General features: G+C 61.5%; 18 protein-coding genes. 13 read left to right on the top strand and 5 right to left on the bottom strand.

Going from position 1 to position 19,069, the window contains the following annotated elements; genetic code table 11:
• Positions 1-271 precede the first annotated feature (271 nt).
• The gene (locus ASD03_RS03050; RefSeq protein WP_025426084.1) at positions 272-1,369 is read left to right on the top strand and encodes a hypothetical protein; all 1,098 of its coding nucleotides are present in this window, start codon (positions 272-274) and stop codon (positions 1,367-1,369) included.
• A 61-nt stretch (positions 1,370-1,430) separates the two neighbouring features.
• Here ASD03_RS03050 and ASD03_RS03045 read toward each other — a convergent pair whose 3' ends face one another.
• The 5 genes from ASD03_RS03045 to ASD03_RS03025 form a co-directional block, all read right to left on the bottom strand.
• A complete protein-coding gene (locus tag ASD03_RS03045) occupies positions 1,431-3,155 on the bottom strand; it encodes an IlvD/Edd family dehydratase (RefSeq protein WP_025426085.1) in 1,725 nt (574 codons plus the stop codon).
• Positions 3,156-3,338: 183 nt separating this feature from the next.
• Entirely contained in the window at positions 3,339-4,223 is an 885-nt protein-coding gene (locus ASD03_RS03040) for an SMP-30/gluconolactonase/LRE family protein (protein WP_025426086.1), read from the bottom strand.
• Complete coding sequence (locus tag ASD03_RS03035; RefSeq protein WP_025426087.1) at positions 4,223-4,858, bottom strand: 2-dehydro-3-deoxy-6-phosphogalactonate aldolase; 636 nt, start codon at positions 4,856-4,858, stop codon at positions 4,223-4,225. The genes ASD03_RS03040 and ASD03_RS03035 overlap by 1 nt, the downstream gene beginning before the upstream one ends.
• 16 nt (positions 4,859-4,874) lie before the next feature.
• Positions 4,875-5,795 carry a 2-dehydro-3-deoxygalactonokinase gene (locus ASD03_RS03030; RefSeq protein WP_025426088.1) on the bottom strand — a complete coding sequence of 307 codons (921 nt, stop codon included), beginning with the start codon at positions 5,793-5,795 and terminating at the stop codon, positions 4,875-4,877.
• Complete coding sequence (locus ASD03_RS03025; RefSeq protein ID WP_025426089.1) at positions 5,792-6,562, bottom strand: SDR family oxidoreductase; 771 nt, start codon at positions 6,560-6,562, stop codon at positions 5,792-5,794. Before ASD03_RS03025 ends, ASD03_RS03030 begins: the two co-directional genes overlap by 4 nt.
• Before the next feature lie 167 nt (positions 6,563-6,729).
• Here ASD03_RS03025 and ASD03_RS03020 point away from each other — a divergent pair, with 167 nt between their 5' ends.
• From ASD03_RS03020 to ASD03_RS02960, 12 genes are all read left to right on the top strand, one after another.
• Positions 6,730-7,542 (top strand): IclR family transcriptional regulator, encoded by an 813-nt coding sequence (locus tag ASD03_RS03020; RefSeq protein WP_025426090.1) that lies wholly within the window; start codon positions 6,730-6,732, stop codon positions 7,540-7,542.
• Positions 7,543-7,735: 193 nt separating this feature from the next.
• Positions 7,736-8,476, top strand: a complete 741-nt coding sequence (locus tag ASD03_RS03015; protein WP_025426091.1) for an autoinducer binding domain-containing protein — start codon at positions 7,736-7,738, stop codon at positions 8,474-8,476.
• A gap of 169 nt (positions 8,477-8,645) precedes the next feature.
• Positions 8,646-9,401: a LuxR family transcriptional regulator gene (locus ASD03_RS03010; RefSeq protein WP_025426092.1), complete on the top strand. Its 756-nt coding sequence runs from the start codon at positions 8,646-8,648 to the stop codon at positions 9,399-9,401.
• A gap of 449 nt (positions 9,402-9,850) precedes the next feature.
• Positions 9,851-11,011 (top strand): iron-sulfur cluster carrier protein ApbC, encoded by a 1,161-nt coding sequence (gene apbC / locus ASD03_RS03005; protein ID WP_025426093.1) that lies wholly within the window; start codon positions 9,851-9,853, stop codon positions 11,009-11,011.
• A gap of 423 nt (positions 11,012-11,434) precedes the next feature.
• On the top strand, positions 11,435-12,412 hold the full coding sequence (locus tag ASD03_RS02995) for a magnesium transporter CorA family protein (protein ID WP_025426095.1): 978 nt from the start codon (positions 11,435-11,437) through the stop codon (positions 12,410-12,412).
• Between the two features lie 17 nt (positions 12,413-12,429).
• On the top strand, positions 12,430-14,331 hold the full coding sequence (locus ASD03_RS02990; protein WP_025426096.1) for a potassium transporter Kup: 1,902 nt from the start codon (positions 12,430-12,432) through the stop codon (positions 14,329-14,331).
• Between the two features lie 237 nt (positions 14,332-14,568).
• Positions 14,569-15,744 (top strand): cell wall hydrolase, encoded by a 1,176-nt coding sequence (locus ASD03_RS02985; RefSeq protein ID WP_025426097.1) that lies wholly within the window; start codon positions 14,569-14,571, stop codon positions 15,742-15,744.
• Positions 15,745-16,041: 297 nt separating this feature from the next.
• Positions 16,042-16,401 carry an AtpZ/AtpI family protein gene (locus ASD03_RS02980; protein ID WP_025426098.1) on the top strand — a complete coding sequence of 120 codons (360 nt, stop codon included), beginning with the start codon at positions 16,042-16,044 and terminating at the stop codon, positions 16,399-16,401.
• A 60-nt stretch (positions 16,402-16,461) separates the two neighbouring features.
• Entirely contained in the window at positions 16,462-17,214 is a 753-nt protein-coding gene (locus tag ASD03_RS02975) for a F0F1 ATP synthase subunit A (protein WP_025426099.1), read from the top strand.
• An 81-nt stretch (positions 17,215-17,295) separates the two neighbouring features.
• A complete protein-coding gene (locus ASD03_RS02970; RefSeq protein ID WP_025426100.1) occupies positions 17,296-17,523 on the top strand; it encodes a F0F1 ATP synthase subunit C in 228 nt (75 codons plus the stop codon).
• A 76-nt stretch (positions 17,524-17,599) separates the two neighbouring features.
• Positions 17,600-18,217: a F0F1 ATP synthase subunit B gene (locus ASD03_RS02965; RefSeq protein ID WP_025426101.1), complete on the top strand. Its 618-nt coding sequence runs from the start codon at positions 17,600-17,602 to the stop codon at positions 18,215-18,217.
• Positions 18,218-18,230: 13 nt separating this feature from the next.
• The gene (locus tag ASD03_RS02960; protein ID WP_025426102.1) at positions 18,231-18,716 is read left to right on the top strand and encodes a F0F1 ATP synthase subunit B; all 486 of its coding nucleotides are present in this window, start codon (positions 18,231-18,233) and stop codon (positions 18,714-18,716) included.
• Positions 18,717-19,069: the final 353 nt, after the last annotated feature.

The raw sequence follows: 19,069 nt of genomic DNA, 5'->3' as shown, positions 1-19,069 counted from the left end.
GGCAGAAACGGTTCCAGAAAAATTCGACTGATCGCGCCGGAATTCTGGCAGTCATGCGCCAAACTTCTATGGTCGCAGATCAATATCGCCGGTGGTCGTCGCTCACCTTTCGGCAGATATCGGAGCGTCATCACTCCGGCTATGTATTTTAGTGGTTTATTGAGTTCTGCTTTACATTCATACAATATTGAGTGTTCTTGCCTATACTTGCTGAAGACGGGATGGAGCATTCTTCGTGGATATTCCATCCTGTTGATCTGGACGGTTCCCCATGTTTCTGCCACGGCGATTTCTCTCCGTTTCCCTGCTTTCCGTTTTGGTGATGGTCGGCCTTGTCGGGATCGAGCGCAGCCTGTTCGGCGTGCGCTATTTTTCGGAGCGGATGCCTGAGATCGAACCCTACAATCTTTGGCATGCATGGGTGTCGCTCAGTCTGTCGCTTGCGGCTATTCAGGGGTTCACGCGCGATGCGTCCTGGCTCGGCGCACCCGCGCTTCGGATGGCCTCACGCCGCGAACTGTGGATCTGCATCGCAATGCCGGTCTTTGCAGCCGCGGCGGCCCTTCTTTTCAGCGTCGATGCCGCGATCTTCAGCGCCCTGGCCCGCGAGGACAACATCTTCGAGTGGCTTTCCGCCCTGTTGATCTTTGCCTCAAGCGTGTTCTTCGCGCTGGCGGCCATGGGTCAATTGCGCGCGGCGCGGGGTGAGGCCGATCGCGTCGCATGGCTGGCGGCCGGTGCCGCGGCATCCTTCAGCCTTGTTCTGTTCATCGTCGGCATGGAAGAGATATCCTGGATGCAACGCGTGTTCGGCATTTCCACGCCCGACGCGTTGCTGGGCCTCAACAAGCAGCAGGAACTGAACCTGCACAACATCTCAACCGGTTTCACCGAGCTGCTCTATTATACCGGCAGCTTCGTGCTTTTGACGTTAGCGCCCTTTGTCTGGCTCTACCTTCGCAAGGGTTTCGCGCTCGGGCGGTTCGAAGCATTCACGCCGAGCGTTTTGGTGTTGGCGGCAAGCGCACCGATGGCGGCGTTCAACAGCGACAACTGGAGCATGCTGCCGACCCAGATGATGGTGATGATGACGATAATCATCCTGCTGGTGATCGCCGATCTCGCACTGCGGGGCGGCTTATGGCGGGAATTCACAGTGCTCACCGCCGGCGCGATCCTGATCGTCGCGATCCAGGAACTGTTCGTGCTGCAGGCGCAGGAACTCGTGCGCATCTGGGATCCGACCGAATACAAGGAACTCTTCATTGCGGTTGGTCTCGCCATCTATGGCTATGAGACCTGGTCGCGGCTGCGCTCGTTGGCGCCGGCCACCGAGTTGCTGGTCGGTCGCCGATCGACGGCCGGATAAACGAAAACCCCGCCGAAGGGGCGGGGTTCCACTGCCGTGTCGCTTGGCGCAACAGCTATCCTCAATGGCTTTCGCGCAGAACCTCGCTGCCGCTTCCGCCAACGAGGAAATCCAGGTCGGCGCCCTTGTCCGCCTGCAGCACCGTATCCTGATAGAGCTTGTAGTAGCCGCGTGTCCATTTCTGCTCCGGCGGCTGCCAGGCGGCCATGCGGGCTGCAAACTCTTCCTCGCTGATCATCAGGTTGAGTTCGCCCTTCATCGCGTCGAGCCGGATGCGGTCACCGGTTCTGACGATCGCCAACGGCCCGCCGGCGTTCGATTCCGGGCTGACATGCAGCACGACGGTTCCAAACGCCGTACCCGACATGCGGGCGTCCGAAACGCGCACCATGTCGCGCACGCCCTTTTCGACCAGCCGGCGCGGGATCGGCATGTTGCCGACTTCCGCCATGCCGGGATACCCCTTGGGACCGCAGCCCTTGAGCACCAGGATGGTGTCTTCGGTCACCGGCAGATCCGGATCGTCGATCTTGGCCTTCAGGTCCTCGATCGTCTCGAAGACATAGGCCGGGCCCTCATGCGCCAGCAGATGTTCGCTGGCGGCAGACGGCTTGATGACCGCGCCGTTCGGCGCAAGGTTGCCTTTGAGCACGCGAATGCCGGCTGCCGCACGCAGCGGATTGTCGAGTGGGCGGATGACGTCGTCGTTGAAGACCTCGGCGTCTTCCCAATATCGGCTGATCGGCATGCCGAAGACCGTTGGCGCATCCGCATGCAGCAGATGCTGGATGCGGTTCATGACGGCTGGCAGGCCGCCGGCATAGGCGAGATCCTCGATCAGATACTTGCCTGAAGGCATGCAGTTGACGATGCACGGCACCTGACCGCCGACGCGGTCGAAGTCCTCGAGACAGAGATCGACGCCGGCACGGCCGGCGATCGCCAGCATATGCACGACCGCATTGGTCGATCCGCCGACGGCGGCGTTGGCAATGATCCCGTTTTCGAAATTCTTCTTGGTCAGGATCTTCGACAGGCGCAGATCCTCATGCACCATCTCGACGATGCGCTTGCCCGTCATGTGCGACAGCGCCATTCGGCGCGCATCGACGGCGGGGAGTGCGGCATTCATCGGCAGCGACAGGCCCATCGCCTCGACGATCGACGCCATGGTGGTGGCCGTGCCCATGGTCATGCAGACGCCGGGCGAACGCGACATGCCGCTCTCGGCCGCCATGAACTCCTGAACGCTCATCTCGCCGGCGCGCACCGCTTCTGAAAATTTCCAGACGTCGGTGCCGGAGCCGATGTCCTTGCCCTTCCATTTGCCGTTCAGCATCGGCCCGGAGGAAACGACGATCGTCGGCAGGTCCACCGAAGCCGCGCCCATCAGCTGGCCGGGTGTCGTCTTGTCGCAGCCGCCAAGCAGCACGACGCCGTCGATGCCATAGGCGCGGATTGCCTCCTCGACGTCCATGGCGAGCAGGTTGCGAAACAACATCGCCGTCGGCCGCATCTGCGTTTCGCCAAGCGAGGACACCGGAAACTCGACCGGAAAGCCGCCGGCCTCCCAGACGCCGCGCTTGACGCCCTCAGCCAGAATGCGCAGGTGGCTGTTGCATGGGGTCAGTTCCGACCAGGTGTTGCAGATGCCGATGATCGGGCGCCCGTCGAAGACATGGTCCGGAAATCCCTGGTTCTTCATCCAGGAGCGATGGATGAAACCATCCTTGTGGGTGCCGCCATACCAGTGCCGACTGCGCAGTTCTTTCTTCTTGTCGCTCATTCAAGCTTCCTCCTCACCATGCGATTGATCGCGTGGATGAATTGTATGACTTTTTATTGGCGCTTCGCTACTGCATGTTTCTTTAAAATCCCATTCGATTTAAGGAAAAAACATGCAGCACTTCAAAGTGCTACAGCGACCTTTGCGCGTCTAATAAGACGCGCGGTGCTGTAGGGTTTCCGATCAGAGGCGGAAGGACGGCTCGAACCGGCCGTTGACGCTGACGCCGAGTTCGAAGGTCTTGCCGGCATGCGGATCAGCTGCGCGCGCCGCTTCGTCCAGATCCTGCCAGGCCGACGTCACCAGCATGCGGTCGGCCTTCGCCCCGATGAAGGCCGTGCAGCTCGGCTGCGTCGTCGGCATCGCATAGCGCGTGAGACGCACGCCGTCGGGCCTATAGACGTCGACCGTGCCGCTGCCCCAGCGGGCATTCCAGATCAAGCCGTCGGCGTCGCAGACCGAGCCATCGATGCCGCCGGCCTCGCCGCTGCTGTCGACGAGCAGGCTGGGCTCGCCCGTTGGCAATCCCGTCTCGGCATCGATGTCGACGCGCATCAGGTGGTTGACATCGGTGTCGACGAAATAGGCAACGGTTCCGTCAGGCGAAAAGCAGATGCTGTTGGGAATGGTGATCCGGTCATAGAGCCTAGTCACCTGCGTGCCGGCGACGTGATAGATCGCGCCCGCTCCCTTTTCGGCGCTGCGCCCCATGGTGCCGATCCACAGCGAACCGGACGCATGAACGCGGCCGTCGTTCGAGCGGTTGCCGGGCTTGTCCTCCAGCGTCGTCACGAGGCTGAACGCGCCCGTCTGCGTATCTCTCAGGAACAGCCCCTGGTCGGAAACGATCAGTTGCCGGAGCGGATCGATGACGGCAAGGACGCTGCCGAGGAACGGAAGCGCATGCACGGCCTTGCGGCCGGTTTCGAGGTGCAGTTCGTGCAGTTCCTGGCCCTTGATGTTGAACCACCAGGCGGTGCCGCTGCCGGGGTCGTAGGTTGGGCCTTCCCCGAGGATCGAGGTCGCTCCGCAAAGGATGCTGCCGGCAAAAGGAATACTATCGCTCATCATCGTGCTCCGTAGACGGCGTCGTAGGCCTTGACTGTCGCGACGGCGCGCTTGCCGACGTCGGAGGCACTCATTCCGGGCTTGTAGAGGCTCGATCCGAGCCCGAAGCTTCTGATGCCGATCTTGGCATAGTCGGCGAAATTCTCCTCCGACACGCCGCCGACGGCTGCCACTTCGACATCGGTCGGCAGCACGGTGCGGATCGCGGCGATCCCGGAAGGGCCGAGCACGCTTGCCGGGAAGAATTTGAGGCCGGTTGCGCCTGCCGCAGCGGCCGCGAGCGCCTCCGTCGGGGTGAAGACGCCGGGCATGGTCACCATGCCCTTTTGCGCCGCCAGCCGGATCACTGCCGGCTCGACATTGGGGCTGACCATCAGCCGTCCGCCGACATCGGCAAGCTGTTCGACCTGCGCGGTCGTCAGCACCGTGCCGGCGCCGATCAGGCAGCCCTGCGGCGCCATCTTTACCGCGGTTTCGATCGACCGGAACGGGTCCGGCGAATTGAGCGGGATCTCGATCGCGGTGAAGCCCGCCTCGATCAGCGTGCCGACGACGCCTTCGGTTTCCTCGGGCTTGAGGCCGCGCAGGATGGCGACCAGCGGGTATTTCATCGGCGGAAAGGGGATACGGTTCATATCAGCAGTCTTTCGGTCAGAGGGGCCAGATTGCCTGTGCGGCAGTCGAAAGGCCGGCGCGCACGGCCTCGTCGGCGTCGACGATCCGGGGGCTAAGATTGAGGCTTGCAAGTGCTTCGCGATAGAGCGCACCGAGAGAGCCGGAGGCGACGAGGCAGACGCTATCGACGGTTCCGGCCGCTGCCAGGGCGCCGGCGATCTCAAGCCCGATCAGCGTACCCGACAGCGTCGCCTTGGCGTCCGTCGCCGTCGTGCCGTGCAGCAATTGCCCGGCCCGCACGCCGAACGGCAGGTTGGTGGCGAGCGCCGGGTCGGCGTAGGCCGCCGCGACGGCGGCGAGGAACGCGGGATGGTCGCGGGAAAAAACCTGCGCATCCGCGACCGAATGGCTGAGAATGGAATGCCTGGCGATCACGTCGAACAATTCGCCGGTCATGAAGGTCGAGAAACCGGTGACCTTGCCGCCGTCGAGCCGCACCCATTTGCTGTGGGTTCCGGGCATGCAGACGAGGTGCCGGCCGTCGCCAAGCCTGGCTGCAGCGCCGAGCAGCTGGGTCTCTTCGCCACGCATGACGTCGGGATGCTGCTGATCGCGCTGGGCAAGACCCGGCAGAATGCGGATGTCGCGGCCGACATCGGGCACCGCGACGGCGCTTGCCGCAATTCTCGAGAGGACGGCGGGCGTATCGAGGTAGCCGGCCTCCAGCCAGCCCTGCTTGGCGCCCGCCATGCCGCAGATGATGACGGGCAGGTGCGTCGGTGCGGCCACCGCCGCCAGATGTGCTTCCAGCACGGTTGAAAAGCCGGTCTTGGCGGCCGTGGTCATGCCTTCGCCGCTGCGCCGCTCTGCAAGCACCGCGCCGTCTTCGGCAATGATCCAGAGCCGAAAGCTCGTGGTTCCCCAGTCGACTGCGGCATAATAGGCTGCGGTCATCAAAGTGCGCCTCCGTCAATGATCATCGTTTGGGCCGTCATGCCCATGGAACTGTTGGACGCCAGGTAAAGGCATGGGCCGACGAGGTCCTCGGCGGTCAGGCTTCGCTTCAGGCATTGTTTCTCCAGCATCGCTGCAATCGCCGTTTCGTCGAGCCAGAGTTTCTTTTGGCGCTCGGTAACGATCATGCCGGGTAGGATCGCATTGACGCGGATATTGTCGGGGCCAAGCTTGCCGGCAAGCGACTTCGTCAATCCGATGATGCCCGCCTTGGCCGTCGCATAGGCGGGGATTTCCGCCATGTTGAGCAGGAAGGCGATCGACGAGAAGTTGACGATCGATCCGCCGCCGGCCCGGCGCATATGCGGCGCTATCGCCTGGCTCATGAAGAACAGGTGCCTGAGATTGACGGCCTGGCTTTCGTCCCAGCTCTCTTCGGTGACGCTTTCGAGCGGCTGCCGGTCGTCGCGTGCGGCATTGTTGACGAGCACGTGGATCGCGCTAAGTGTCGCCGCGGCCGTTTCGGCGGCTGTCCTCAATGCCTCGATATCGCGCAGGTCGGCATGAATGAAGAGCGGCCTATATCCGGCCTCGACAGAAAGCCTGTCGGCGAGCTCCCGGCTTGCCGCCTCGTCGATGTCGACGAAGGCGACGTGCGCCCCTTGACGAACGAAACCTTCGACGAGTGCCGCACCGATGCCGGCGCCACCGCCGGTGACAAGGATACAGCGATCCCTCAGGTCGTGAAATTGGGCCGCAGGCAACGGCATCGGTCGGGCACTCCCCATTCGCGCCGTCCCGGCACGCTTGCAGGTTTCTTTGTTCCAATATGTGGAACGTGATTTTATTATATGGAATTATCGGGCGACGGCGGTTATCTTGTCAAGATAGGATGACGGACCTTGGACCTTGATGGGACCGGAATGATGCGAGCGACATGAGCGAAGACCTGGCAGTGTTTGCGGATGGTGAGGTGGCGGGTACCGGCACGCTCGGCAAGGCCATGGCCGTTCTTGAGGCCGTTGTGATGGCGGATGGGCCGCAGCGTTTCACCGACATCCTTGCCCGATCCGGCCAGCCGCGCGGAACCTTGCATCGGCTGCTCAGCCATCTCGTCGAGGAAGGGCTGCTCGTGCAGCGGCGCGATCTCTGCTACGAGCCGGGCCTGCGCCTGCTCACACTTGCCTATCGCTCCTGGTCCAGCAATCGCTTCCGCGACGTTGCTGAACCGCATCTTCGCAGCCTGCACGAGTTGACGGGTGAGACTGTGCATCTCGGCATCCTCAGGGAAACCGAGATCGTCTATGTCGACAAGGTCGAAAGCCGGCAGACGGTGCGCATGAGTTCGCAGATCGGCAAGGCCTCTCCCGTCTATTGCACCGGCATCGGCAAGGCGGCGCTGTCGCTGTTGCCGCAACCGGAACTGGAGCGGCTTGTTGCAAAAATGGCGTTCCACGCGTTCACCCCGCATACGCATCGCTCGGCCGAAACGTTGCTGGCGGAGATTGCGGACATTCGCCGCGACGGACACGCTTTCGATCGGGAAGAACATGAGATAGAGATCCGTTGCGTGGCTGCGCCGATCCGTGTTTCGGGTAGCGATCTGACGGCTGGAATCTCGGTTACGGGACCGGCCTATCGGGTGAGCATGGAGCAACTGGCCGCCTGGTCGGGGGCGGTACGGACGGCGGCGGCGGCGATCGGGGAGGAGGCCGCGATTCGCCTCGGTCCGGGCCGCGGTGGACCTTGAGTTCACTTTACGGTAAATTAGAAACTTCGACTGGACGTAGTGTTCCAAGCTCGATAACGTTAATATATCAGACTCGCTTCGCGGTTCCCGCGGACAGAGTTGATTATGACATTGATAGAAATTTTGACGTGATCTTCATGCGGCGTCAGCGGCCGTGCTCCTCCCCGGAGCTGGATGTGGAGAAGGGCGGAAGATGATCGATTTCAGCGCGAATATGGCGTCATTGATGCTTCCTGACGGACGGTCCGTGAGGGGGCCGATTTGTTGCGAGGACGATATCAGACGGGTGATCGGCCAGGTTGCGGAGGCCTACGGCTTCCGTGGTTTCCTTGTGCTCGCCGTTCCGGATACCGGCTGTAACAGCCTTGAGGACAACGCCATCATGACGACCTATCCGGTCGAGTTCCTGAAAGGCTACGACAGCGCTGGCCTGATCAATGGCAGCCCTGTGATCCAGCGTCTGCGCCGCAGCACCATACCGTTTACCTATGATGCCCATCAACTGGCGCGCCGCCGCGCCGATGGCAAGGGCGACGCGGCCATCTGCGTCTTTGAGCAGGCGGGCATGCCGCGCGGCATCTATCTGCCGGTGCACGACGCTGGCGGCCACCGGGCTGCGATTGCCTTTGGCGGCGACCGCCCTGTGGTGTCGAACGACGAGATGCAGGAACTCAATCTGTGGGCCGGTATTCTGTTCAGCAAGCTGGCCGAGGTGCGTGAGCGCGGGCGACGCGGCTCGGGAAGCCTGTCGCGCCGCGAGGTCGAATGCCTGCGCTGGGCCGCCGCCGGCAAGACCACGAGCGAGATGGCGCGCATCCTGGCGCTATCGGAGTATACGGTGAACCACTATCTCAACCGGGCGACGCGAAAGCTGGATTCGGTCAATCGCGTGCAAACGGTCGTCAAGGCCATGCGTGCCGGTTTGATCAACTGAGAATTGGCACATCCTGCACATCAAAGCTGGATGCTGCGGCATGGCGCAGGTCGCTTGTAGGGAAATACACAGGCTTTTGGGCGCGTAGGGCAGGGAATCTCGATCATCTGTTGGCATTGGCCTGCAGGTCGGTCTATTTGATAGTTGATGAATGCCATGGAACGCGCGAATGCAGGATACGATGACCACCGGGACGACTGACGCAGATCTGCCCCGGGGCGGTGATTTCGCGTCCGAGATCGCAAAACTGGAGACCCAGTTCGACATCATCCGCTATATGCGGCGGATCACGCAGATGTTCGGCTTCAAAACCTTTCTCATCTGTTCGATCCCTTCCATTGATGTCGAGCGCCTGGCGGCAACCACGGTCATTTCCAATATGCCGGCAGAGCTGCTCAACAAATATGACAGCCTGTCGATGCTGCGCTTCAGCACCGGCGTCAAGCGGCTGCGGGAAACGACGACGCCGTTCCAGGTGACGCTCGATGCCTGGGAAGGCGAGGGCGGCAAGCCCGATTCAGCCCGGGAATACATTGCGATGCTGCGCGAGAACGCCATCTTCCAGGCCAGCTACTTCCCGGTGCATGACGCCGAAGGCGGCCGTGGCGCCGTCATCCTGATGGGGCCGGAAGCCGAACTGCCGATGACGGTGATCATGGAACTGCAGATGATCGCGATCCATGTCTACAACCGGTTGGCCGAGATCGGTTCCGTGTGGAAGAACAGCAGTGCGTCGCTGTCCGAGCGCGAGATCCAGTGCCTGAGCTGGACGGCGGCGGGAAAGACCAGCGCCGAGATTGCCGGCATTCTCGGCCTCTCCGAGCACACGGTGAACCACTACCTCAACCACGTCACCAAGAAGCTCGACGCGGTGAACCGGACGCAGGCCGTCGTCAAGGCGATGAAGAAGGGCTACATCAGCTAGCCGTCGTTCGGCGCGACGGGCCCGAAGCCTTTCGCCCCGTCTTCCGCGTGGGTCACAGCTGAAAGATGCACCGATCCTGTGCGGATTTGAGACCATTGCCCATAAACTGGGCAGATGCTCTCGGGGTCTCGGGCAACCAACGCCGCATCTAATCCACTGAAAATATTCGCTTTTTTGTTCTTCCTCGAATCTGGCACGCATCCTGCATTGCTAGATGCATGTCCAGAGGGGACTAAAAACAAGACAGCGCCCAAGAAGGTCGCGACAAAAAGGGCCGCCACCCAACCCCGTGTGATCCCTGGATCACGCTTGTGATTCCGGATGTACGGACACCAGGGTGAGTGGCGGCCCTGCTTTTTCCGTTATGTCGCATTGGCGAAGCGCCCTGCCTCGATTATCTAAGGGATAACAAACGTTATCCAAGAGATAGCAGAGAATGAGAGGGCGCGATGCCGGAAGTCACCAGAGACGTGGTTCTTGATAAGCTGCGAACGGTCCGCGGACCGGACATGGAAGGCAACATCGTCGAGCTTGGGCTCGTGTCGGATGTCTTCATTTCGGATGGCAAGGCCTATTTCTCGATCACCGTTCCGGCCGATCGGGCCAAGGAACTGGAGCCGATGCGCGCAGCCGCAGAGCGCGTGGTGCGGGAAATCCCGGGAATCAGCGCGGCGATGGTCGCTCTGACGGCCGACCGCAAGGCAGCACCAGCGGCAGCCCCGGTACAGCGTCCGCAACCGGCCGGCGCCCATGCCGGTCATGCCCATGGCCAGCGTCCGGCCGGCGGCGCGCCCGCCAAGGCAGGCATTCCCGGCGTTGGCGCAATCATCGCCGTCGCCTCCGGCAAGGGCGGCGTCGGCAAATCCACCACATCGGTCAATCTGGCGCTGGCGCTGAAGGCCAACGGCCTGAAAGTCGGCCTGCTCGACGCCGACATCTATGGCCCGTCGATGCCGCGCCTCCTGAAGATTTCCGGCCGGCCGCAGCAGATCGAGGGCCGGATGATCCGCCCGATGGAAAACTACGGCCTCAAGGTCATGTCCATGGGCTTCCTCGTTGACGAGGAAGTGGCGATGATCTGGCGCGGCCCGATGATCCAGTCGGCGCTGTTGCAGATGCTGCGCGAAGTCGCCTGGGGTGATCTCGATGTGCTGGTTGTCGATATGCCGCCAGGCACCGGCGACGCGCAATTGACCATGGCACAGCAAGTTCCACTCGCCGGCGCGGTGATCGTCTCGACGCCGCAGGACCTGGCGCTCATCGATGCCCGAAAAGGGCTGGCGATGTTCCGCAAGGTTGAAGTGCCGGTGCTCGGCATCATCGAGAACATGAGCTATTTCGTCGCGCCGGACACCGGCAAGCGCTACGACATTTTCGGCCATGGCGGCGCGCGCAAGGAGGCCGAGCGCATCGGCGTACCCTTCCTCGGCGAAGTGCCGTTGACCATGGGCATCCGCGAAACATCCGATGCGGGCACGCCTCTGGTCGTTTCCGATGCAGACGGCGAGATCGCCCGCATCTATCGCGACATCGCGACCAAGGTCTGGGCTGAGGTTTTGGCTGCCCGCGACGACAAGAGCCGTGCAATGCCGAGCATCGTCTTCGAATAGGCCTTCATCCAGCTTCGTCGGACGCCATCGTTGCGGTGGCAGCCCGACTTGGCGGTCGCCTGCTGCAGCCCCCTGGAATAGCGGCACAATTTTGTCCGCGCCCCGATTTCGATTCGGCGAAACATGCAGTAGGGTGACGCCGGAACAGTAGACGGCGCCTGTGTCATGTATCGAGGGGGCATTGATTTTGCGTCTGTATTGCGCCATATGCCGTGCCGCACTTGCGAAGGTGCCCAACTTAGCGCCCTCTCGCTGGAGATCTTGTCCTCCCGCGACGACCGAGTTGAGGATTTTGTCCTGACTGGCGGAACGCTTCATCCGATGGAATTCGATTGTGGGAATACTGTGGCGCCGATGCGGTTGCTCACTTTCGCTCGGGTTCGCACCTCTGCCCAGGGCCGCAGCTGCGGGAAGGGCGCCTGAATGATCACGGGCTATTGCTCCAACGGTGAGACTGTCACCCTGTCGGTGGCGGATGAGCTCGTTGCCCTGCGGCCAGATATCGTTTGGGTCGACCTCGTCGAGCCGAGCAAGGCCGAGGATCTGATGATGGAGAAGCTTCTGGGCATCTCGATCCCGACACGCGACGACCTGAAGGACATCGAGCCGTCGAGCCGGCTCTATACCGAGGCCGATGCCGTGTTCATGACGGCGTCGCTGGTCTATCGTTCGGAAACCGATATTCCCGATCTCACCGACGTTGCCTTCATCCTGCATGGCGGGCGTCTTGTGACCATTCGCTACGCCGAACCGCGTGCCTTCGCCCTCTTCAAGGCGGCAATGCATCGGATTCCGGGCGGCTGTCCGAACGGTGTGGTGATGCTGACCCGGTTGCTCGAAACGATTGCCGACCGCACTGCCGAAATTCTCGAGCAGGCCGTGGGCAAGATCGACGATCTGTCGCTGCAGGTCTTTGGCGACAAGGCAGTCGTCAAACGTCGTCCGCCGCATTTTCTGGAAGCGCGCCTGCGCGATGTCGCCGGCCATCACCGGCTGGTCGCCAAGACCCGCGATAGCCTCGCGTCGCTCTCGCGCCTGTTGACCTTCGTCTACACCGTTCCCGAGGTCCAGGCGGACAAGGACAGCCGCGAACTTTGCCGCTCGATCTCGCGCGACATCCAGACATTGTCGGAACATGCGTCGTTCATCTCCGGCAACATCACCTTCCTGCTCGACGCCTCTCTCGGCCTCATCAATGTCGAGCAGAATGCCATCATCAAGATTTTCTCGATCGCTTCGGTGGTATTGTTGCCGCCGACGCTGGTCGCTTCCGTCTACGGCATGAACTTTCGCGTCATGCCGGAACTCGAATGGCCGCTCGGCTATCCCTGGGCGCTGGCTGCCATGGTGATATCCGCCGTGATACCGTTTTTCTTCTTTCGCTGGAAAGGCTGGCTGTAACAGCCTGTAGGACACGCATGACCCAATCGCATGCCCCTTCCACACAAGGGTCGAAAGACCTGCGCCGGCTGCTCGTCCTCGGCCTCGGCTCCATCGGCGTCGTCTATGGCGATATCGGCACCAGCCCGCTCTACGCGTTTCGCGAAGCGCTGCGCCCGGTGTCCCACGACGGCGTCACCGATGTCGAAATCATCGGCCTGATCTCGCTGATGATCTGGACGCTGACGATCATCGTCACGATCAAATATGTGCTGTTTCTGCTGCGCGCCGACAACCAGGGGGAGGGCGGCACGCTCTCGCTGCTGGCGCTGCTGATGAAAACGGGGAATGGCCACACGGCCATCCTGTTCTTCATGGGCATTGCCGGTGCCGCGCTGTTCATCGGCGATGCGATGATCACGCCGGCTCTGTCAGTGCTTTCGGCCGTCGAGGGCTTGAAACTCGTGACCCCGGCGCTGTCGGACTATGTCGTTCCCATTGCCGTGGTCATCCTGCTCTTGATGTTTGCCGTGCAGTCCAAGGGCACGGCCGCGGTCTCCAACTTCTTCGGCCCGATCACGCTCGTCTGGTTCCTGGTCATGGGTGGCATCGGCCTTGTCCACATTTCCGACGACCTGTCGATCTTCAAGGCTTTCAATCCTTATTATGCCGTCAGCTTCATGTTCAATGAGGGCTATGTCGGCATCATCGTGCTCGGCGCCGTGTTCCTGACGGTGACCGGCGCAGAGGCGCTCTATGCGGACCTTGGCCATTTCGGCCGCCGGCCCATCCAGTGGGCATGGTTCCTGGTCGTCTTTCCGGCGCTGACGCTCAACTATCTCGGCCAGGGCGCGTTCATCCTGAAGAACCCCGAGGCGATGTCGGACCCGTTCTTCCTGATGTTCCCGAAATGGGCGCTGCTGCCGGTGGTCATCCTGGCGACGTTCGCGACGATCATTGCCAGCCAGGCGGTGATAACGGGCGCATTCTCATTGACGCGGCAGGCGATCCACCTCGGCTTCCTGCCGCGCATGGCGATCTTCCACACGTCGGAGACACACACGGGGCAGATCTATCTGCCCAACGTCAACACGCTGCTGATGTTCGGCGTCATGGCGCTGGTCTTCGTCTTCGGCTCGTCGGAATCGCTCGCCACCGCCTATGGCATCTCGGTCACCGGCGCGATGGTGGTCACGACAGTTCTCTCCTTCGAGTTCCTGCGTGCGCGCTGGAACTGGTCGGCGCTCTGGGCCGGCGCCGTGCTGCTGCCGCTGTTCGCGCTGGAATTCGTCTTCCTCGGCGCCAACATGCTGAAGATCCATGACGGCGGCTACGTGCCGGTGCTGATCGCCGCGACCTTCATCGTGATCATGTGGACCTGGAAACGCGGCACGGAAATTCTCCATGCCAAGACCCGCCATATCGACATTCCGCTGGCAAGCTTCGTCAAGTCGATCGAGCGCAAGAGCGAACATGCGCCGGTTTCGGTGCCCGGCACAGCGGTGTTCCTGACGAGCGACCCGGAATCGACGCCCGCGGCCCTGCTGCACAACATCAAGCACAATCACGTGCTGCATCAGCAGAATTTCATCCTGACGATCCGCACCGCCAATACGCCGAAAGTGCCAAAGGCCGAACGCGTCAGCGTGCAGCCGCTTTCCGAACGCTTCACCCTGCTCGAAATGCGCTTCGGTTTCATGGAGACGCAAAACGTCTCGCAGGCGCTGGGGCTCTTCCGCAAGTCGGGGCTGAAGTTCGACATCATGTCGACGTCGTTCTATCTCGGACGGCGCAAGCTGGTACCGGACGCCCAGTCCGGCATGCCGCATTGGCAGGACCGCCTGTTCATCGCGCTCGCCAATGCCGCGATCGACCCTTCCGACTACTTCCGCCTGCCGACCAACCGCGTCGTCGAACTCGGCTCGCACGTCATCATCTGACGATACCGGCTGCAAAGACGGCCGGCGGGCCGCAAGGCCCGCTCTTCCGGCCTTTCAGTGAAGACGCATTAACCAAACATCAAGGTTAATGCTTCATTTTCAAGGCTCGAACGAAGCATCGTCGGCACAGCGTCCGGCGGCTTCATTGTCCTAGCGTCCTGCGCGGAACCTGTCCGCTGGCTCATCGCCGGCGAGGGCAGAGCCGTGCCTTCGATCAGCGTTGCGTGGAGTCGGTTGGTGCGTAAGAGTAGCAAACTGCGTCGCGAATCTCGTGTTAACTTCTCCGCCTGGCTGGCTCCGGCACTCATTGGCCTTGCGGTGTATATCGGTTTCCCCACGGTCGCGGCCTATTCCGACCTTGCGACCTTCCTGTCCGGTATCAATCGTGGCGGTGAGCGCTGGCGGATGTACATGACGCCGTCGCCAGCGGGATCGATCCACGAAGTCGAGATGGTCTTTGCCGATCCGATCACGACGGGCGCGCTCGATGGCGGCGCCGGTATCGATCTTCCCGATGGCAGCCGCGTCGCTCTGACCGCAGAAAGCAAGCACGCCGGCACGCCGGATGAAGACCGCGTCAACCGCAAGGGCAAGAAGGGCCGTATCGTCGCCGTCACCCCTGTCACCCCACCCAAGGATTTTACCGCCGGTTCGATCCTGCAGCGCACGAGTTCGCTGATGGAGCCCGGCTTCGAGGGCGCCGAAAAAATGGTCTTCGCCAATCCGAAGATCAAAGGCAAGGAGATCGAGATCGCCACGGCCTTCTACAAGAAGAAGCCGCCGAAGACGGATCCCGGCGTCTCGCCGATGCTGGCCAAGCTTGTCACCAACGACAAGCCCGACATTCTTGCGACTGCCTATGTCCGGCCCGAGCCGGACTATGCGCGTGAATCGCCCTTCGATTCGATCCTGCGCGAGGACAAGAATGCCGGACGTTTCATTCCCGATATCTCTCCCGAGGACCACGCCTGGGCCGCGACCCCGCTACCGGCGGGCGTCTTCAGCAAGGAAGAGCAGACATGCCTCGCCGAAGGCATCTACTTCGAAGCGCGCAGCGAACCGCTGAAAGGCCAGGCGGCCGTCGCACAGGTGATTCTCAACCGGGTGCGCAATCCGACCTATCCGAAGACGATCTGCGGCGTCGTCTATCAGAACAAGGCATGGCGCAATCGCTGCCAGTTCTCATTCGCCTGCGACATGATCCGCGATTTGATCTATTCCCGCTCGCACTGGAAGGAAGCAAAGGAAGTTGCCATGGCGGTCACCGCCGGCAAGATCTGGCTGCCCGAAGTCGGCTCAGCAACACATTATCACGCAACCTATGTAAACCCGGCCTGGGCAAAGACGATGAAGCGTGTCGGCAAGATCGGCCTGCACGTCTTCTACCGGACCTACGGCGGCGGCTGGAGCTGACCAGTTCAGCTGCCGACCCCTTGCGCACAAGCACCGATCGCGGGCCGGAGATTCTGGCTCGCGATCTGCCGATTCCCGGCCTTGTCTGTCAGTATGATGGCGTCGAATGCTATCAAGTGGATGAAATCATTGAAAAATATTGTCCACGCCGAAGCGCTTTGCACGCCTTGACTATGCGGAAGCCTAAAACTATGTTGCGCGCGACTTCAAATGGGGCTGAAACGTGGCTTGAACAGCAGCCTTTTGTGTGGCCGAAATCATGGTCGTGACCGTGTGGGACAACAAGGGGAGAGCCACGTGACGGAGAAACCCGAAGAAAGTCTGGAAGCAAGGCTGAAGCAGCTCGGCGAAAAGATTGAGTCCAAGCGACCCAGTGAGCCGGATGGTGCTGAAGCCCGAGCCGCTGAAAGCCGCAAAGGCTATGCGGCGGCAATGAAGCTCTCCAGCGAGTTCATCGCTGGCATCGTGGTTGGGGCGTTTCTGGGCTATCTTTTGGACCACTTTGCGGGTACAGGGCCGTGGGGCATGATCATTTTCCTGCTCCTTGGCTTTTGCGCCGGTGTGTTGAATGTACTGCGTTCGGCGGGGATGGTGGCGACACTCGACTCGGTCAAGCGCAGTTCTGGGAATGACAAGACGGACGGAGATGACGCCTGAGGCGTCGCCCGGAAAACACGGTATCCGCTCTAAAGGCGGGCAGAACGAAAGAGAAGCGCGGTGTCAAACGATCCGACCCACCAGTTCCTGGTCAACAAGATTGTCCCGATCGAAATTGGCGGAATTGACTTTTCCTTCACCAATGCGTCGCTGTTCATGGTTGCGACCGTGGGTGCCGCTGCCGGTTTCCTTTATCTGACCACATCGCAGCGCGGGCTGATCCCGACGCGCATGCAGTCGGTTTCGGAAATGTCCTATGAATTCATCGCTTCGATGCTGCGCGAAGGCGCTGGCAGCGGCGGCATGAAGTTCTTCCCGATGGTTTTCTCGCTGTTCATGTTCATCCTGACGGCGAACCTGCTCGGCATGTTCCCTTACTTCTTCACCATCACCAGCCAGATCATCGTCACCTTCGCCTTGGCGCTGTTCGTCATCGGCACGGTGCTGTTTTATGGTTTCTACAAGCATGGCTTCGGCTTCCTGAAGCTCTTCGTGCCTCACGGCGTGCCGGGCATCCTGTTGCCGCTGGTCGTGTCGATCGAAATCATCTCGTTCCTTTCCCGTCCCATCAGCCTTTCGGTCCGTCTCTTCGCCAACATGTTGGCCGGCCACATCACGCTGAAGGTTTTCGCTGGCTTCGTCACCTCCCTGAGCGCCCTTGGCGCGCTCGGCATCGGTGGTGCGATCCTGCCGCTCATCATGACCGTCGCTATCACCGGTCTTGAATTCCTCGTCTGCTTCCTCCAGGCCTATGTCTTCGCGGTACTGACCTGCATGTACCTCAACGACGCTGTCCATCCCGGAAGCCACTAAGGAATACAGTCGCTTGCTTCCGGCCGGTCCTCCGTCGGAAGCGCAATCCTAAGCCGCAACACCATTCGAAGGAGTTCAATCATGGAAGCGGAAGCAGCAAAGTACATCGGCGCAGGTCTGGCTTGCCTCGGTATGGCCGGCACGGCTCTCGGCCTCGGCAACATCTTCGGCAGCTACCTCTCTGGCGCGCTGCGCAACCCGTCGGCTGCTGACGGCCAGTTCGGCCGCCTCGTATTCGGCTTCGCCGTTACGGAAGCTCTGGGCATCTTCTCGCTGCTCGTAGCCCTGCTCCTCCTCTTCGCCGTCTAATAACGGCTGGAGTTTCGGCCGCGACCTGTCAAAGGGTCGCGGCCGCGCATATTCTTGAGTGCACCTGGAGGTGAGCATGTTTGTGACCGCGGCCTATGCCCAGCAGTCAACCACCACTGAAGGCGCCGAAGCACACGATGCCGCTGCGGCCGGTGAGGTGCACACCGAAACGGGTGTGGCCCACGAAGGCGAGGCTGGCTCCGGCGTGTTCCCGCCCTTTGATTCGACCCATTTCGCATCGCAGCTGCTCTGGCTCGCGATCACGTTTGGCCTCTTCTATCTCTTGATGTCGAAGGTCATCATTCCGCGCATCGGCGGAATTCTTGAAACCCGTCACGACCGCATCGCTCAGGATCTCGACGAAGCGTCGCGCCTGAAGGGCGAAGCTGACGCTGCCATCGCATCCTATGAGCAGGATTTGGCAACTGCCAAGGCCAAGGGTCATCAGATTGCAGACGGCGCGCGCGAAGCTGCCAAGTCCAAGGCTGTCGCCGACCGCAACGCTGTCGAAGCCGATCTTTCCAAGAAGATCGCCGCTGCGGAAGACCGCATCGCCGACATCAAGGCCAAGGCACTCGCAGACGTCGGCGCTATCGCCGAGGAAACTGCAACGGCCGTCGTCAAGCAGCTCATTGGTGGCACCGTCACCAAGGCTGAGATCGTCGCTGCCGTCAAGGCATCGGCCGTTAACTGAGGAGCACTGAACCATGCATCTTGATGCGACCTTCTATGCCCTCGTCGGCTTGATCCTGTTCTTCGTCCTGATTGCCTACCTCAAGGTTCCGGGCATGATCGGCAAGGCGCTCGACGGACGCGCCGACAAGATCGGCAACGAACTGGCGGAAGCCAAGCGCCTGCGCGAAGAAGCCCAGGCCCTCGTTGCCGAATACCAGCGCAAGCGCAAGGATGCCGAAGCGGAAGCTGCCGGTATCGTTGCCGCTGCCCAGCGCGAAGCAGAAATGCTGACCGCCGAAGCCAAGCAGAAGACGGAAGAATTCGTCACCCGCCGGACCGCGCTGTCGGAACAGAAGATCAAGCAGGCCGAAAGCGACGCGATCAACGCCGTTCGTTCGGCTGCCGTCGATCTGGCCATCAGCGCTGCCGAAAAGATTGTTGCTGCCAAGGCTGACGCCGGCGCCCAGAGCGAGCTGTTCAAGAAGGCACTTGGCGAAGTCAAGTCGCGCCTGAACTAAGCCTCGGCTGCAAGATACGATTTAAAGGCCCCGCCACGTGCGGGGCTTTTTGTTTTTGGGATAGCCTTGGGTGATGCGTGCGAGCGCCAGTTCGGGATGTCTTCCGTGACGTCCGGAACCTGTTTGGGCTCGATAAGGGGGGAAACCCCGCGGAACGCCGGCCGATGGTCAGGGGCGGGCGGCGGATTACCGCAGATGCGGTGACCGGAGCGGCTCGGCAGGGGGCGGAGACATGGCTACAGCAAAGCCTGCCGCGTCACCGCTCGTCTGTCTCCGTCTATGACGCGCTGCGCCGTCAAGCGCACCTTCCGGGGGGGCCGCCATCGGCATCGGTTTGTGTCGATCCAGACGGC

The organism is Ensifer sp. Root127, from assembly GCF_001425225.1.
Taxonomy (GTDB): domain Bacteria; phylum Pseudomonadota; class Alphaproteobacteria; order Rhizobiales; family Rhizobiaceae; genus Ensifer; species Ensifer canadensis.
This window is presented reverse-complemented; position numbering and strand designations above follow the sequence as displayed.